This window comes from Brevundimonas diminuta (assembly GCF_039673845.1).
Taxonomy (GTDB): Bacteria; Pseudomonadota; Alphaproteobacteria; order Caulobacterales; family Caulobacteraceae; genus Brevundimonas; species Brevundimonas diminuta_E.
In genome coordinates, this window is the sequence record NZ_JBDJMK010000001.1 from 223,144 (window position 1) to 238,651 (window position 15,508).

Genomic DNA, 15,508 nt, shown 5'->3' on the forward strand with positions numbered 1-15,508 from the left:
GAGCGTCCGGACGCAGCCGCCCGGACGCCTCTTTTCACGCCATCAGCGCGGCAGGACCGTCAGCGGGTCCAGCGCGACCGGATCATCGCCGCGCATCTGACGCACTTCATAGTGGATGGACGGACGGCCGTCACCGGCTGTCAGACCCACCGTGCCGATGGTCTGACCGGCGCGAACCTGCGCCCCGTCACGCACCGTGGCCGAGCCCAGATGGCCATAGACGGTGCGCCATCCATCGCGGTGGACAACCAGAACCGTCAGCCCCTGCCCCACGATGTCGTCGCCGACATAGGCCACCGTGCCGTCGGCCGAGGCCTTCACCTCGGTTCCGGCCGTGGCGCCGATATTGATGCCGTTGTTGCGCTCGCCCATGCCCACCGGACCGAAACGACGCAGGATGTCGCCCCGCACCGGCCATTGCAGGGCCAGCGGCTGGCCGACCGGGGCCGCAGGCGCCGTCGGCGTTGTCGCCGCAGGCGCACGGGTCGGCGGCGGCAGCGGCGTATTACCGCTGGGCGGAGGCGGCGGAGGCGGCGCGACGCCGTTGTTCGGGGTGCGGACCCCGACCGGCGACGGACCCGTGGCATAGGGGTCCGAGCCCCCGTCCACGGCGCTGTCGGGCAGGATGATGCGCTGGCCGGACGAAATGGCGCCGCGCGGCCCCAGACCGTTCAGGTCGATCAGGATCTGGACCGGAGTGCGAAACCGGCGGCCAACGCCGGAAATCGTGTCGCCCTGCTGGATCACATAGGTAGCGCCCGGCATGCCGGGATTACCGGCCGCAGGCGGCGGCGTCACCGTGACCGGCGCTCCGGTCGAGGGATAGGCCGGCCCGCCCGGCGGCGGCAGTCCGCCGCCTTCGATGTTTCCAGCCGGAGCGCGCGGGCCTTCATCGACCGGCGGCTGGACAGGCGGTTGCGGCTGCGGCTGGGTCGGTTGGCCCTGATAATAGGGATTGTTCGGATTGGCGCCGGGCTGTTGCCCCGGCTGCTGCGGATAGGCGCCCGGCGTCGTCGGCCGGGTCGAATAGCGCGGCTCGCTCGGATAGGTCGAACACGCCGTCACCGCCAGCGCCCCGCCGACGACCGCCGCCGCCCTGATCCAGCCTGTAAAGCCGCTCATGCGTCTCTCCGTATTAACCTTGATTCAGCATTCAGAAGCCGGTTTGCCCCGACCCACGGTCGAATCCAACCCGGCAACCCGCGCAAAAGTGGGGCGGAAAGGTTAATGGAGCGGTGAGATTTCGTCCCTCACCCCTCTTTCGCCGTCCCTTCGACCAGAGGAACGAAGCGGACTTCGCACAGGCTTTCGCGCTGGAAGCTGCCGTCCGGCTGGCCGGTGTAGCGGTTCAGCATCTGCACCGAAGTGCGCCCGACAGGGGCGACCAGAACGCCGCCCGGCTTCAACTGTTTCAGCAGCTCGGTCGGCTCATGCGGCGACGCCGCCGTGACCATGATCCGATCAAACGGCGCCTGCTCCACCCAGCCCTGTCCGCCATCGCCGTGACGGGTGAAGACATTATCGATACCTAGTATTTTCAACCGGTTCTCGGCCTCGGTTAAGAGGCTTCTGTAACGCTCGACGGAATAGACAAAGCGCGCCATGCGGCTGAGAACCGCGCACTGATAGCCGCTGCCAGTGCCGATCTCGAGCACCCGATGGCGCGGGCCGACCTGCAGCGCCTGGGTCATCAGGCCGACGATATAGGGCTGGCTGATCGTCTGGGCGCAGTCGATCGGCAGGGCCTGATCCTCCCACGCCTGATCGAGGAATTTCTCATGGACGAAGACGGCGCGGTCGATGGATTCCATCGCCTTCAGAACCCGCGCGTCCGTCACCCCCTGACGCCGCAGCGACAGGATCAATCGGCCCGCGCGGTCGTCCCTGAGGCTCATTTTTCCTGCGGCCCCTTGGGCGGGGCGCCGCCCAGCACCTTCTTCAGATCGTTGACCGACTGCATGTGCGTCAGGTCGATGTGCAGCGGCGTGACCGAGATGCGGCCCTCGTCCATCGCCCGCAAGTCGGTGCCGTCGGCGTGCTCCTGCGGCGCGCCGCGGAAGGCCATCCAGTAGTAGTCGCGGCCGCGCAGGTCGGTGCGGCGGATGGCGTGCATCTCGCCGATGTCGCGGAAGCCCTGACGCGTCACCTCGACCGTCTTGACCAATTCGGGCGGCAGGCGCGGGAAGTTGACGTTCATGACCACGCCCTCCCCCCATTTCTGCTCCAGCAGGCGGGCGACGATGCCGGGACCAAAGGCCTCGGCCGTTTCCCAATGGGCGACCGCCTCGTCGTGAAAACGCTCCAGCGACTGCGACAGGGCGATGGAGCGGATGCCGAAGGCCATGCCCTGAAGGGCGCCCGCCACAGTGCCGGAATAGCTGACGTCCTCGCCCACGTTGTGGCCGCGATTGACGCCCGACAGCACCAGATCGGGCTTCTCGGGCATGATGTCGTTGACGGCCAGGATGACGCAGTCCGTCGGCGTGCCGGTCACAGCGAACCGCTTGTCGCCCAGCTGATTGACGCGCAGCGGCTCGGTCAGGGTGATGCCCCGCCCCTTGGCCGACTGCTCGGTCTGGGGCGCGACGACCCAGACGTCGTCCGACAGGGCGCGGGCGATTTTCTCAAGACAGGCCAGGCCCTCGGCCTCGATGCCGTCGTCGTTGGTGAGGAGGATACGCATCAGGCTTCCTTCTCCCCTTGCGGGAGAAGATGGCTGGCGAAGCCAGACGGATGAGGGGTCGAACCCCGGCCGGTAATCATGTCGTCTGCACTCGCCACTAGCATCTTCTGTCTGAGCAACCCCTCATCCGAGCCGCTGCGCGGCCCACCTTCTTCCACAAGGTGAGAAGGATCAGCCCACCTGCTTCAAGCCGCCCATATAGGGCTGCAGGGCGGCCGGAACCGCGATGGTCCCGTCCTCCTGCTGATAGTTTTCCATCACCGCGACCAGGGTGCGGCCGACCGCCAGACCCGAGCCGTTCAGGGTGTGCAGGAACTCGGTCTTCTTCTCGCCCGCGCGCTTGAACCGGGCGTCCATGCGCCGGGCCTGGAAGTCGCCGCAGTTCGAGCAGGAGCTGATCTCGCGATAGGTGTTCTGCGAAGGCAGCCAGACCTCAAGGTCATAGGTCTTCTGCGCCGAGAAGCCCATGTCGCCCTTGCACAGCAGCACCTTGCGATAGGGCAGCTCCAGCGCCTGCAGCACCGCCTCGGCGCAACCCGTCATGCGCTCATGCTCGGCCTCGGAGTCCTCGGGACGGCAGATGGAGACCATCTCGACCTTGGAGAACTGGTGCTGGCGGATCAGGCCGCGCGTATCGCGCCCCGCCGAACCGGCCTCGGCCCGGAAGCACGGCGTCAGGGCGGTCATGCGCATGGGCTGTGAGACCTCGTCCTCGGACAGGATCTGCTCGCGCACGAGGTTGGTCAGGGAGACTTCGGCGGTAGGGATGAGGTAGCGCTGCGCATGCAAATCCACGAAACCAATAGCCGAAGCATACTCCTTCGGGCGGCTCTGCAGCGGAGAATCCATCGGCGTTTCAGCTAGCAAAGCTTCGAAATAGCTAAGCTTTATCTCCGTGCTTACCGGAGGTGCCGCGGCAAAGAGATCTTCTTCGAATTTCGGCAACTGCCCCGTGCCAAACATCGCGTCGTCACGGACCAGCAACGGCGGGTTCACTTCCTGATACCCGTGCGTGTCCGTCTGCAGGTCCAGCATGAACTGGCCGATGGCGCGTTCTAGACGCGCCAGTTGGCCCTTCAGCACGGCAAAGCGCGAGCCGGACATCTTGGCGGCAGCCTCGAAGTCCAGCAGGCCCAAAGCCTCACCCAGATCGGCGTGATCCTTGGCCGGACCGGTCGTGCGGGGCTCGCCCCATTTCAGGACTTCGACGTTGTCGTTCTCGTCCTCGCCGTCCGGCACATCGGCGGCGGCTAGATTCTTCAGCCCGGCCAGCAGGTCGCGCAGTTCGGCGCCCTTGGCGGTTTCGGCTTCGCCCGCGTCGGCGATCTCGCCCTTGAGGGCCTCGACCTCGGCCTTCAGGCGGTCGGCTTCAGCCATGTCCTTCTTGCCCATGGCGGCGCCGATGGCTTTGGAGGCGGCGTTGCGCTTGGCCAAGGCGTCCTGACCGCGCGTCTGGGCGGCGCGCAGGTCGACGTCCAACGCCAGAATGCGCGCGACCACATCGGCGGCGTCATCCACGCCGCGCGACGACCAGCCCGCAACGAAGGCTTCGGGATTGTCGCGAATGGCTCGGATATCGTGCATGGCGTCGCTCTTTCGGCGCTCAAGGGAGGGAGAGCCGAAGGCTGTAGCGCCCCGCGCGGAGTCGGGCAAATGCTGAGCGCCTCTTCCACCCAACTCGACAAGCCCTCCCCCTCGATGGGGGAGGGTTGGGTGGGGGTGAAGGCAGGGCGCTTGATGGCTGATCTCAGGAGACGCAGCGCCTCCTGCGCGCGATCAAGCAGCGTCGCGCACGCACCCCCATCCCTGCCCTTCCCCCATCGAGGGGGAAGGGAAAGCGGTTTACACCCGCGCCGCCTTCACCTTGATCTCGACGCCGATGGCCTTGGACACCCAGTCGCCGCCCGCGTCGGATATCATGCCCATGTTCAACGCCGTGCGGTCCAGCTCCAGCTTGCCCGCGACCGTCGCCGCCCCATCCACCTCGTCAAAGGTGAAGGGCAGGACGACCGGGAGCGTCGTCGTCTTGATGCGTAGGGTTCCCGTCGCCTCATAGCGGTTCCCGCCCAGCGCCTTGAACGCCGTCGCCTCGAAACGGGCGGTCGGATAGGTCGCCGTGTCGAACCATTCGGCGCCGGGCAGGCTGCCTTCCTGGGTGGCGTCACCGGTCTTGGCCGTGCCGGTCTGGACCGTCACCACGGCCTTCGAGCCCGCCAGATCGGCCGGGTCGAACCAGACCTGCGCGTCCCACTGCTCGAACCGGCCGGTGAAGGCCTTGCCGGTGTGGGTTCCGGTGAACTGGATGGTCGAGGCGGCCCTGTCCACGGTCCAGGCGGCGGCCGTGCCCGGCGTCACAGCCGCGTCAGCCGCAGGCGCGGCGACAGGCGCCGAGGCGACCGCCTGCCCTTCCGTCTTGGGCGCGGGCTTGGCCGCCAGCCCGAAGGCCACGCCGATCACGATCACAAAGGCCACGCCCGCCAGCCGCTCAGCCCAGCGGACGGCCGGCGTCGGCTCGGGCGCGACGCCGTGCGCGTCATCGCCATGCGGCAGGACCGGGATCATGTGCGACAGCACGCCGTCGCGCTCAAAGAACTGGTGTTTCAGCGCCGCCCCGACGTGCAGGGCGACCAGCACGACCGCGCCCCAAGCCAGCTTGCTGTGCGCGCCCATGGCCATCCACGCCGTCGCGCGGCGGGCGGCTTCGGAAGCGTGTTCGATGAAGGGCAGGTGCGGAATGGTGAACAGGCCGAACCAGCTGGTCGCCACGGCCAGCGGCGTGTCCGTGACCACGGCCCATCCGGTCGAGACATAGGCCCACCCCGTCAGCGGCAGCGCCAGCATCAGGGCGTAGAAGGCGGCGTGCGTCGCCCGCGCGGCGACCTGCTCCCACCCCTTCATGGCGCCCGGCAGAGCCGGAACCGGGTGCGTCAGTCGCCACACGATCCGCAGCGCCGTCAGCGCCAGAATCAGAAAGCCGATCGACTTGTGAATCTGGAAAACGCGATAGGCCAGCGCCTGAGTGTCCGGCTGAACGATGGCGTCGCTCATCCACCAGCCCATCGGGATCATCGACAGGATGGCGACCGCGATCAGCCAGTGCAGGGCGATGGCGACGGCGCTGTAGCGGCTGGGACGGCGGGTCATCAGAAGTCTCGCGTTCAGTCTGGACATGAAAAGGGCGGGACCAGTCGGCCCCGCCCCTCCATCGTATATTCGCCTATCAGGCGGCCGGAGCAGCCGGGGCGGCTTCCTGAACGAACTCGGCGTCGAAGCGGATCGTCACCTCATCGCCGACCGGGCCCAGCGGCATCCCGAAGTCGGTGCGCTTGAACTTGCCCTCAGCCGCGAAGCCGATGGCCGGAACCGGCATGAAGGGATGCTTTTCCAGATCGCCGTTGAAGGTGGCGTCCAGCGTCACCGGCTTGGTCACGCCCAGGAAGGTCAGGTCGCCTGTCACCTTGGCCGTGCGCGCGCCCGTCAGCTCGACCTTGGTCGATTTGAAGGTGATCTGCGGGAAGGCGGTCGCGTTCAGGAAGTTCTTGTTCTTGGCGATATCCTCGCTCCAGCTCTTGAAGCCGGTGGCGGCGTGGGTGCCCAGATAGTCGCCCTGATAATTGGCGTCGACCGAGGACGGATCGATGGTCGCCTCGACCGTGCTGTTGGCGAGATTAGCCGTATCCAGCGTGATCTTGGCGTCGAACTTGTTGAAGCGCGCCGTGTAGTTCGAGATCGTGTTGTGCGGCAGCGACCACTGCAGCGAGGCGTGGGTCGGGTCCATCACATAGACGCCCGAGGTGGCCTTCAGCGCGACGGGCGCGCTCGAAGCGGCGTCGGCCTTGGGGGCGCCAGCGGTGTCGGCGGGCTGGCTGCAGGCGGCCAGCAGGGCGGCGGCCGATGCGGCGATCAGGGCGGCTTTGATCTTCATGGGGAGAAAACCTCAATCAGGCGGTTGAAAGGAAAACTGGACAGAAGGTCCATAAACAGGTCGTGTGTCGGTTCGGTTTCGCCGTCGTGACTGCAACAGTATATGTTGCCATTGACGCCCTTCAAGTCCCCGCATCACGAAAATCGTCATCCTGCTCACAAAAACAGGATTGAGGTGCGTCCGGCGGCGACGGCGCCTATCCTTGCGACTCACATGACCATTCGCCGCCTCCCCCCCGAAACCGTCAACCGCATCGCCGCCGGCGAAGTGGTCGAACGCCCGGCCAGCGCCATCAAGGAACTGGTCGAGAACGCCATCGACGCTGACGCCCGCAGCATCGAGATTCAGGCGGACGGCGGCGGCCTGACCCGCATCCTCATCGCCGACGACGGCAAGGGCATCCCGCGCGACGAACTGCCGGTCGCCATCGAACGCCACGCCACCTCGAAGCTGGAGCCGGACGATGCGGGCGACGTCGACCTGCTGCGTATCTTCACCCTGGGCTTCCGGGGCGAGGCCCTGCCCTCTATCGGCTCGGTCGCCCGGCTGAACATCACGACCCGCGCTAGAGCCGAGGCGGGCCAGCCCCAGAACGACGCCTGGGCCGTCTCCGTCGAGGGCGGCGCCCAGCGCCCCCTGTCGCCCGCCGCCTTCCCCGGCCCGCACGGCGCGCGGGTCGAGGTGCGCGACCTGTTCTACGCCACCCCCGCCCGGCTGAAGTTCATGAAGTCCGAGCGGGCCGAAGCGATGGCCATCTCCGAAGAGATCAAGCGTCAGGCCATGGCGCATGAAGCCGTCGCCTTCACCCTAACGCTGGACGGCAAGACGACGCTGCGCCTGCCCGCAGAACATCCCGGGGACGAGGGACGGCTGAAGCGTCTGGGCGCCCTTCTGGGCCGCGACTTCGAGGCCAACGCCCTGCTGATCGATCAGGAGCGCGACGGCGTGCGTCTGTCCGGCTATGCGGGGCTGCCGACCTATTCGCGCGGCAATGCGGCGCACCAGTTCCTGTTCGTCAACGGACGGCCGGTGCGCGACCGCCTGCTGCAGGGCGCCCTGCGCGGGGCCTACGCCGACTTCCTGGCGCGCGACCGGCACCCGGCGGCGGCCCTCTTCATCGACATCGACCCGCTGTATGTCGACGTGAACGTCCACCCGGCCAAGGCGGAGGTCCGCTTCCGCGATCCGGCGCTGGTGCGCGGCCTGATCGTCGGCGCCCTGCGCCACGCCCTGCACGCGGCGGGACACCGCGCCTCGACCACGGTCGCCGCCGACGCCCTGTCAGGGTTCCGGCCGCATACGGGCGAGGCCCTCTACAACCCCGCCGCGCCGCAGTCGTTCAGCAACGCCGCGCCGGGCTGGAGCGGCTGGCAGGGCTGGTCGCAACCGGACGCCGCCGCCCAGAACCTGCCGGGCCTCAACGAGCGCTCCGGCCGCGTCGAGCATACGTGGAGCGGTGAAGCCGCCGCCCCCAGCTATCGCACTCTTGGCGAGATTCAGGCCGACCACGCAGGCCAGATCACGCCCGGCGCCCCTGCCCCGGTCGATCTGATCGACTATCCGCTGGGCGCCGCGCGGGCGCAGCTTCACGCCAACTACATCGTGGCCCAGACCCGCGACGGCCTGGTCATCGTCGATCAGCACGCCGCACACGAACGCCTCGTCTATGAGCGGATGAAGGCCCAGATGGCCGACGGCGCCGTCACTCGCCAGGCCTTGCTGACGCCCGAAGTCGTAGAACTGGACCCCGCCGAGGCCGAGCGCGTCGCCGCCAAGGCCGAGGAACTGGCCGAGATGGGCCTGATCGTCGAGGCGTTCGGCGCAGGCGCGGTGCTGGTGCGCGAGACGCCCGCCCTGCTGGGCGACACCGACGTTCAGGGCCTGATCCGCGACATCGCCGACGACCTGTCCGAACACGGCGCCGCCCTGTCGCTGAAGGAGCGCATGGCCGAGGTCTGCGGCACCATGGCCTGCCACGGCTCGGTGCGTTCAGGCCGCGTCCTGTCGGCGCCCGAAATGAACGCCCTGCTGCGTCAGATGGAGGCCACCCCTCACTCGGGCCAGTGCAACCACGGCCGTCCGACATATGTGGAACTGAAACTGCACGACATGGAAAAGCTGTTCGGGCGCAGATGACCACTCCATCCCAGCTCATCCCGGCCTTCGCCGACATGAGCGTATAAAACAGCAATGATCTACAGCATCCTCTTCGTCTGCCTTGGCAACATCTGTCGCTCGCCGCTGGCCGAAGCCGCCTTCCGCGAAGAGGCGCGCCGCCTGAATCTGGACGCCATCACGGATTCCGCCGGCACAGGAAACTGGCATGTCGGCGCCCCGCCCGACCACCGCGCTCAGGCGGTCGCCCTGAAGAACGGCGTCGATATCTCGGCCCTGCGCGGGCGTCAGGTGAAGCCCGCGGATTTCCGGCGCTTTACTCATCTGGTGGCGATGGATCACGACAATCTGGCCAACCTGCGCCGCCTCGCCCCGCCCGATGCGACGGCGGAACTGTCGCTGCTGCTCGATCACGTCGAGGGCCGCGCCGGTCAGGCCGTAGCCGATCCCTATTACGGCGAAGACGACGGCTTCGACATCACCTGGGCCGATGTCACGGCCGGGGCCCGCGCCCTGGCCGCCCGGTTGCAGCGTCGCGAACCCTGACGAACTGGCCGCCGCCGACGCCGCGCGCTATAAGCCGCGCCTTACGCCAATGAGGGTCCACCGGGACCGAACCATGTTTGAGATTGTAGCCACGGCATAGGGCCCGGACGTTGATCGTCCCGAGGCCTCCTGAGCCCGCCCCGCGCCGCGATGCGCCGGGCGCGTGTCTTCTCATGCCTTGGAAATCTCAATCCCATGAACCTGTCACGTGCGGAGCAACGCACGCTCCACGCCCTCGCCCAGGGCGGTCGCATCCAGCTGGAACGCGACGAACAGGGCCGCATCCTGGCCGCCCGCTGCTTCACCCGCGAAGGCTGGGTGCTGGACGGCTGCAACCTTGATCAATGGCGCAGCCTGAAGCGCAAGGGCGTCATCAAGTCGCGCAACGGCGGCCCCTATGTCGTCAACCGCGAGGGCCTCAGCCGCCTGCGAAGCCGGGCCGATAACCGGACCTCAGGCCGAAGCTTCTGACGCCCTGAGAAACAGGACGCGCGCGGCGCCATAGTCGCGCGCGTCCAACCGCTCATAGCCGGGCGTGTCGATCTCGGGCTCGTCCGAGCCGCGCTCGAACACCACGATGGCGCCCGGCGCCAGCCAGCCGCCCTCCAGCAAGCGCGCCAGCGTCTGCTCTCCCAAGCCTTTGGCGTAGGGCGGATCCAGAAACGCCAGTGTGAAGGCTTCGCCAGCCGAACCGGGGCGCGGCCCCAGATCGGTCGCGCTGCGCCGATGCACCCGGCACCGGCCGAACAGGCCATAGGCGTCCATATTCTCGCGGATCGCCCCGCGCGCGCCGTCGTCCGTGTCCACGAACAGGCAGAAGGCCGCCCCGCGCGACAGGGCTTCAAACCCCAGCGCGCCCGATCCAGCATAGAGGTCGATCACCCGCGCCTCATGCAAACCTTCGGCCCACGGCGCGTGTTCCAGCACGTTGAAGATCGCCTGACGCGCCCGATCCGAGGTCGGCCGGGTGTTCTGCCCCTCGGGCGTGACGATGGCGCGGCCCTTCAGGCCGCCCGCTACGATGCGCATGGATTACGTCTCTTCGCCCACATAGAGGGCCTCGACCTCGGCGCCGGTCATGCGGGAGCGGTCGCCGGCGAAGGCGTAGTTGGCGGGCTTGGCGTCGATATAGATCTCGCTGTCGAAGGCGAAGGCCGACGGGTCGTCGAACGCCTGAACCGAAACCATCACCATCCCGCCCGCCTTCAGCCGCCAGAACAGGTTGGAGCCGCAGGCCGAACAGAACTGCCGCTCGGCCCAGTCGGACGAGTCATAGGTCGCCAGCGGACCCTCGACGTCGACGCTGTCGCCGCAATCGACGCTGAGCGACACCCCGCCCGAGGTGCGACGGCACCGCTCGCAATGGCAGGCGTGCATCCCGCCAGCAGGCAAGGCAGTGAAGCGCACCGCCCCGCACAGACAGCGACCGTTCAGCCGTGTTTCAGCCTGCGTCATGACCTTGGCCTCCGTTTAAGGGATCAGCCGCGTCCGCGCGGGCCGCCTCGACCGCCGCCGCCCGAAGGCTTGCCGCCGAAGGGTTTGCCGCCGAACGGCTTGCCCCCGCCGCGCGGACCGCCGGGACGATCGCCAGAACGAGAGTCGGAGCGTTCGCCGAAGCGCGTGTCGGGACGCGCGTCCGACCGGCCGCCTGCGCCGCCAGGGCGACCAAACGGCTTGCCTCCGGGCTTGGCGCCGGGACGGCCGCCCTTGGGCGGGCCGCGCCGGTCGTCGATGAATTGGTCGGCGCGCGGTTCGCGCGGCTTGAACGGACGGCGCGGGCGCTCGCCGTCTGCTGACGCTTCGCCTTCGCCGGGACGGGCGCGGGGCTTGAAGGTCTTGGCGTGTTCGAACTTCGGCTTGGCCTTGGCCCAGCCGTCCTTCTTCGCGGGTTTGCCGAACTCGGCGCCTTCCTCGGCGGCGGTTTCCGCGGCGCGCACCCGGCTGGGCTTGCGCGAGGGGTCCGACATGGCCGAGCCGGACTTGCCGCGCACGATCGGCGTGCCGGTGCGGCGGCCCGGAACCGGCGCGGGCGTCTCGACCGTGTTGCCGGTCGGCAGGTTCTCGGGGCGGATATGCTCGGCCAGCATTTCACGGATCACGCGCGGGCCGACTTCCTCGACCGCGCCGACCGGCAGGGTGCCGAGCTGGAACGGACCATAGGCCAGACGGATCAGGCGGTTGACCGTCAGGCCGATGCTTTCCAGCACCTTGCGGACTTCGCGGTTCTTGCCTTCGCTGATCTGGACGCTGAGCCACAGATTGGCCGACGACTTCTCGCCCTCGGCCTTTTCCTTGGCCTTGTCGATGGTGGCGATCACGGGGCCATAGCGCACGCCGTCGACGACCACCCCGTCCTTCAGCTTGTCCAGTTGCTCCTGCGTGATGCGACCGCGCGCACGGGCGCGATACTGACGCACAAGGGCCGTGTCCGGCAGCTCCAGCGCCCGGCTGAGTTCGCCGTCATTGGTCAGCAGCAGCAGGCCCTCGGTCGCCAGATCGAGGCGGCCGACCGAAATCACGCGCGGCAGGCCGCTGGGCAGGGCGTCGAACACGGTCGGGCGCCCCGCCGGGTCGTTATGGCTGGTGATCAGGCCCGCGGGCTTGTGATAGCGCCAGACGCGCGTCGCCTGCGTGGCGCCGATCGGCTTGCCGTCGACGGTGATCTTGTCGTCGCGCTTCACCAGAACGGCGGGCGTGGCCAGGATGCGGCCGTTCACCGCCACCTTGCCCAGACCGATCAGGCGTTCGACCTCGCGCCGCGAGGCGATGCCCGCGCGCGCCATGGCCTTGGCGATTCGTTCGGTACGTTCAGGACCCTTGGCCTCGGGCGCGGATTTGTCGCCCGGCTTGCCTCCGGCGCGGTCGCGCGGCTTGCCGCCCGGCTTTGCGTCCTTGTCGAAAGGCTTTCGCGGGCCTTTATCGGCGAAATTGCGGGGACCGCGCGCGCCGTCGTCTTGACGGGAGCGGGGCTTCTTGTCGTTGTCTTTGGGATGGCGATCCATGATGAGCGGTTCATGAGCATGGCGCTCGATCTGGCGCAAGCGGCGGCTGACGCTGGCGAGGTGCCGGTCGGGGCCGTGATCGTGGACGAAAACACCGGCGAAGTGCTTGGGCGCGGGCAAAACGGGCCCATCACAGCCCATGATCCGACCGCCCATGCCGAGATCATCGCCCTGCGCGATGCTGCGGCCAAGTTGCAGAATTATCGCCTTACGGACCTGACTCTGTATGTCACGCTGGAGCCGTGCGCCATGTGCGCGGGCGCCATCAGCCACGCCCGCATCGGCCGCGTGGTCTGGGGGGCGGATGATCCCAAGGGGGGCGCCGTCATCCACGGCGGGCGTTTCTTCGACCAGCCGACCTGCCACTGGCGTCCGCACAGCGAGGGCGGCGTCATGGCCGATCCAGCGGCGGAGATGCTGCGCGGCTTCTTCCGATCGCGTCGGAAAACACGCGCCGGAACGGCGCCTGACCCGGGGCGTTGACCCCACAAGCTTGACACTGGTCCATCTGAAACTGGCCCGTCTGACACTGGAAGAGGTTCCATTGCCGATCCGCACCCTGCGACTGACCGTCGCCGCAACCGCTCTTGTTCTTGTCGCCGCCTGCGGCCCTGAGCCGCGCGAAGCCCCGACAGACAGCGATCAGGTGCGCGAACGCGCGTTGGAGGCCCAGACCGCACGGCGCCGCACCGGCGCGGAAATCCAGGATCGCGCCCTGAACCGCGTCATCAGCGCCGTTTATCTGTGCGGAAACGCCGAGCGTCTGTCGGTCGACTTCGACAACCCGCGCCAGATGGCCACGGTGCGCACCTCACACGGGGAAGCCTTCGACCTGTATCAGCAGCGCGCCGCGTCCGGCATCTGGTATCGCGCCTCCGGCCACGAACTGCGCGGCAAGGGCAATGAGGCCACCTGGACCGCCGCCGGGCGCGAACCCGTGGAATGCCGGGCGATAGATTAGGCGTAGCGCGCCAGACGTTCGTCCAGCCCCCGCCGCACCTGCGGCCACTCATCATCGAGGATGGAGAACTGGGCCGTGTCGCGCTCGCGGCCGGTCCAGGTGATCTTGTGCCGACGCAGCACGCCCTCGAACGTCGCGCCCAGCTTGCGGATCGCGGCCTGACTGGGGGCGTTCAGGGCGTCGGTGATAATCTCGACGCGGATGGCGCCGTTGGAGAAGGCGTGATCCAGCAACAGGCGCTTGCACGCCGGATTGATCGGCCCGCCCCGCGCCTCGGGCCGATAGAAGGTCGAACCGACCTCGCAGCGCCGGTGTTCAGGCTTGATCTCATAGAGGCTGGTCGTGCCGACAACGGCGCCGTCGCTGCGGCGGCGTACGGCGAAGGCGATGCGCGAGCCCGCCGCCATCGCCTTGATGGCCCCATCCCACCAGCCGTCGAAATGCGGACCGCAAGCCGCGCCGACCATGCCGTTCCATGCCTCGGGATCACAGTCCAGCGCCGCCCTTGCCTCATCCCTCAGCGCCGCATTGAACGGCTCCAGCCGCACGAAGGCGTCTTCGAGGACGACGGGCGGCAGGTTCACGCCGCCCCCTCCCCGATCAGGAAGGCGCGCACCGCCCCGGCATCTACATTCTTGTCGGTGAAGGCGTCGCCCACGGCCCGCGCCAGGATCAGGGTCAGGCGTCCGCCCTCAGCCTTCTTGTCCCCGGCCATGCGTGCCAGAAGGGCGTCTGCGGCGAAGGCGTGATCCACCTCTGACAGCCGCGTCGGCAGTCCTGCCGCGCGGATGCCCGCCTCGGCGCGCTCGGCCTCCGACGCCGGACACAGTCCCTGCTGCGCCGAATAGCGGAAGGCCATGGCGCAGCCCAGCGCCACCGCCTCGCCGTGGGTCAAGGTCTCGCCGAAGGCCAGTTCGGCCTCCAGCGCATGACCGAAGGTGTGGCCCAGGTTCAGCAGGGCGCGACGGCCCGCCTCCTTCTCATCCTCACCGACGATCTGCGCCTTGATCTCGACCGAGCGGATCACGGCCCGCTCCAGCGCATCCGGGTCGCCCTGCGCGCCCGCCGCCCCTTCCGCGCCCAGCCAGTCGAAGAAGGCCGCGTCGCAGATCAGCCCGTGCTTCAGCACCTCGGCCCAGCCCGAGCGCACCTGCCGCGCCGGCAGGGTGGCCAGCGCCTCGATGTCCGCCAGCACCCGGCGCGGCTGATGGAAGGCGCCGATCAGGTTCTTGCCGCGCGGCGTGTCGATCGCCGTCTTGCCGCCGACCGAGGAATCCACCTGCGCCAGCAGGGTCGTCGGCACCTGCACGAAGTCGACACCGCGCATGAACAGGGCCGCCGCCAGACCGGCCAGATCACCCACCACGCCGCCGCCCAGGGCGACGACCATGCTCTTGCGGTCCAGCCCTTCGGCCAGCAGGCGGTCCAGCACGGCTTCAAGCTGTTCAAAGGATTTGGACGCCTCGCCCGCCGGGACCTTCACAATGCCGGTCGACAGGCCCGCCGCCTCCAGCGACGCGTGCACCGTTTCACCGTGGATGGCGGCAACCTTGTCGTCGCTGACGATGAAGGCGCGGGTCGGCTTCAGTGCCGCGACCTCGGCGCCCGCCGTTTTCAGCAGCCCCCGCCCGACAACGACCTCATAGGGGGCGAAGGCGCCGCCCGCGACCGCGATCGTGGTCGTCATCACTTACTCTCCTGCCGTCCGAAGCGGCTTAACTCTTTCAATATGACCTCGACGGCGTGGGCGTGCGAACCGCTGCCGACATCCACTGTCAGGTCCGCCTCGCCGTAAATCGGATAGCGCACCTTCGCCAACTCTCTCAGCGTCGTCAGCGGATCACGATTGCGCAACAGGGGGCGTGTGTCGCGCCGCCCGACGCGGTCGGCGATGATCTTCAGGTCCGCCTTCATCCATATGCTGACGGCGTGCTGCTTCATCAGGGCGCGCGTCTCGGCGTTCAGCACCGCCCCGCCGCCGGTGGCCAGCACGATCGGCGGCCCCTCCAGCAGGCGGCGCATGACCCGCGCCTCGCCCGCGCGGAACTCGCCCTCACCGCGCGTGGCGAAGATCTCATTGATGGTCATGCCCGCCGCTTCTTCGATCACATGATCGCCGTCGGCGAACGGCAGGCCAAGCCGCGTCGCCAGTCGTCGCCCCACGGTCGATTTACCGACGCCCATCAGCCCCACCAGGGCTATGGTGCGGACGGAAGGCAGCGGAAAGGAATCAGGCGGGGCGTCAGAAGGCATGGTCCGTATACCCTCTACACCAG

Annotated in this window: 17 protein-coding genes; 5 read left to right on the plus strand and 12 right to left on the minus strand. The window is 68.2% G+C overall.

Features of this window, described 5'->3' with window-relative positions; genetic code table 11:
• Positions 1-42: 42 nt before the first annotated feature.
• From ABE454_RS01115 to ABE454_RS01140, 6 genes are all read right to left on the minus strand, one after another.
• Positions 43-1,122, minus strand: a complete 1,080-nt coding sequence (locus ABE454_RS01115; protein WP_346528164.1) for a peptidoglycan DD-metalloendopeptidase family protein — start codon at positions 1,120-1,122, stop codon at positions 43-45.
• A gap of 128 nt (positions 1,123-1,250) precedes the next feature.
• A complete protein-coding gene (locus tag ABE454_RS01120) occupies positions 1,251-1,895 on the minus strand; it encodes a protein-L-isoaspartate(D-aspartate) O-methyltransferase (protein ID WP_346528167.1) in 645 nt (214 codons plus the stop codon).
• Positions 1,892-2,683: a 5'/3'-nucleotidase SurE gene (surE, locus tag ABE454_RS01125; protein ID WP_291782223.1), complete on the minus strand. Its 792-nt coding sequence runs from the start codon at positions 2,681-2,683 to the stop codon at positions 1,892-1,894. The genes ABE454_RS01120 and surE overlap by 4 nt, the downstream gene beginning before the upstream one ends.
• 171 nt (positions 2,684-2,854) lie before the next feature.
• Complete coding sequence (gene serS, locus ABE454_RS01130) at positions 2,855-4,267, minus strand: serine--tRNA ligase (RefSeq protein ID WP_346528169.1); 1,413 nt, start codon at positions 4,265-4,267, stop codon at positions 2,855-2,857.
• Between the two features lie 258 nt (positions 4,268-4,525).
• Positions 4,526-5,827 carry a YceI family protein gene (locus tag ABE454_RS01135; RefSeq protein ID WP_346528171.1) on the minus strand — a complete coding sequence of 434 codons (1,302 nt, stop codon included), beginning with the start codon at positions 5,825-5,827 and terminating at the stop codon, positions 4,526-4,528.
• 76 nt (positions 5,828-5,903) lie between these two features.
• On the minus strand, positions 5,904-6,608 hold the full coding sequence (locus ABE454_RS01140; protein ID WP_346528173.1) for a YceI family protein: 705 nt from the start codon (positions 6,606-6,608) through the stop codon (positions 5,904-5,906).
• A gap of 213 nt (positions 6,609-6,821) precedes the next feature.
• Here ABE454_RS01140 and mutL point away from each other — a divergent pair, with 213 nt between their 5' ends.
• The 3 genes from mutL to ABE454_RS01155 all read left to right on the plus strand — a co-directional run bounded on the left by mutL (position 6,822) and on the right by ABE454_RS01155 (position 9,740).
• The gene (gene mutL / locus ABE454_RS01145) at positions 6,822-8,744 is read left to right on the plus strand and encodes a DNA mismatch repair endonuclease MutL (RefSeq protein WP_346528176.1); all 1,923 of its coding nucleotides are present in this window, start codon (positions 6,822-6,824) and stop codon (positions 8,742-8,744) included.
• A 54-nt stretch (positions 8,745-8,798) separates the two neighbouring features.
• Positions 8,799-9,269, plus strand: coding sequence for a low molecular weight protein-tyrosine-phosphatase (locus ABE454_RS01150; RefSeq protein ID WP_346528177.1), 471 nt, complete (start codon positions 8,799-8,801; stop codon positions 9,267-9,269).
• A gap of 195 nt (positions 9,270-9,464) precedes the next feature.
• Positions 9,465-9,740 (plus strand): YjhX family toxin, encoded by a 276-nt coding sequence (locus ABE454_RS01155; protein WP_346528180.1) that lies wholly within the window; start codon positions 9,465-9,467, stop codon positions 9,738-9,740.
• Here ABE454_RS01155 and rsmD read toward each other — a convergent pair.
• Genes rsmD through ABE454_RS01170 form a run of 3 tightly spaced genes read right to left on the minus strand, consistent with a single transcriptional unit; the run spans position 9,723 to position 12,271 of the window.
• Positions 9,723-10,298 carry a 16S rRNA (guanine(966)-N(2))-methyltransferase RsmD gene (rsmD, locus tag ABE454_RS01160; RefSeq protein ID WP_346528182.1) on the minus strand — a complete coding sequence of 192 codons (576 nt, stop codon included), beginning with the start codon at positions 10,296-10,298 and terminating at the stop codon, positions 9,723-9,725. The genes ABE454_RS01155 and rsmD overlap by 18 nt on opposite strands.
• Before the next feature lie 3 nt (positions 10,299-10,301).
• Positions 10,302-10,724, minus strand: coding sequence for a GFA family protein (locus ABE454_RS01165; protein WP_346528183.1), 423 nt, complete (start codon positions 10,722-10,724; stop codon positions 10,302-10,304).
• A 23-nt stretch (positions 10,725-10,747) separates the two neighbouring features.
• Positions 10,748-12,271 (minus strand): pseudouridine synthase, encoded by a 1,524-nt coding sequence (locus tag ABE454_RS01170; RefSeq protein ID WP_346528186.1) that lies wholly within the window; start codon positions 12,269-12,271, stop codon positions 10,748-10,750.
• Between the two features lie 12 nt (positions 12,272-12,283).
• On the opposite strand from ABE454_RS01170, the gene tadA reads away from it, so the two are divergent.
• Both tadA and ABE454_RS01180 read left to right on the plus strand, forming a co-directional pair.
• Positions 12,284-12,754, plus strand: a complete 471-nt coding sequence (gene tadA / locus ABE454_RS01175; RefSeq protein WP_346528188.1) for a tRNA adenosine(34) deaminase TadA — start codon at positions 12,284-12,286, stop codon at positions 12,752-12,754.
• 10 nt (positions 12,755-12,764) lie between these two features.
• Positions 12,765-13,232 carry an MliC family protein gene (locus ABE454_RS01180; RefSeq protein WP_346528189.1) on the plus strand — a complete coding sequence of 156 codons (468 nt, stop codon included), beginning with the start codon at positions 12,765-12,767 and terminating at the stop codon, positions 13,230-13,232.
• On the opposite strand, the gene ABE454_RS01185 is transcribed toward ABE454_RS01180, so the two are convergent.
• The 3 genes from ABE454_RS01185 to ABE454_RS01195 are packed head-to-tail and all read right to left on the minus strand — an operon-like array spanning position 13,229 to position 15,485.
• Complete coding sequence (locus ABE454_RS01185; RefSeq protein WP_346528190.1) at positions 13,229-13,816, minus strand: GNAT family N-acetyltransferase; 588 nt, start codon at positions 13,814-13,816, stop codon at positions 13,229-13,231. The genes ABE454_RS01180 and ABE454_RS01185 overlap by 4 nt on opposite strands.
• The gene (aroB, locus tag ABE454_RS01190) at positions 13,813-14,919 is read right to left on the minus strand and encodes a 3-dehydroquinate synthase (protein ID WP_346528192.1); all 1,107 of its coding nucleotides are present in this window, start codon (positions 14,917-14,919) and stop codon (positions 13,813-13,815) included. The genes ABE454_RS01185 and aroB overlap by 4 nt, the downstream gene beginning before the upstream one ends.
• On the minus strand, positions 14,919-15,485 hold the full coding sequence (locus tag ABE454_RS01195) for a shikimate kinase (RefSeq protein WP_346528195.1): 567 nt from the start codon (positions 15,483-15,485) through the stop codon (positions 14,919-14,921). Before ABE454_RS01195 ends, aroB begins: the two co-directional genes overlap by 1 nt.
• Positions 15,486-15,508: the final 23 nt, after the last annotated feature.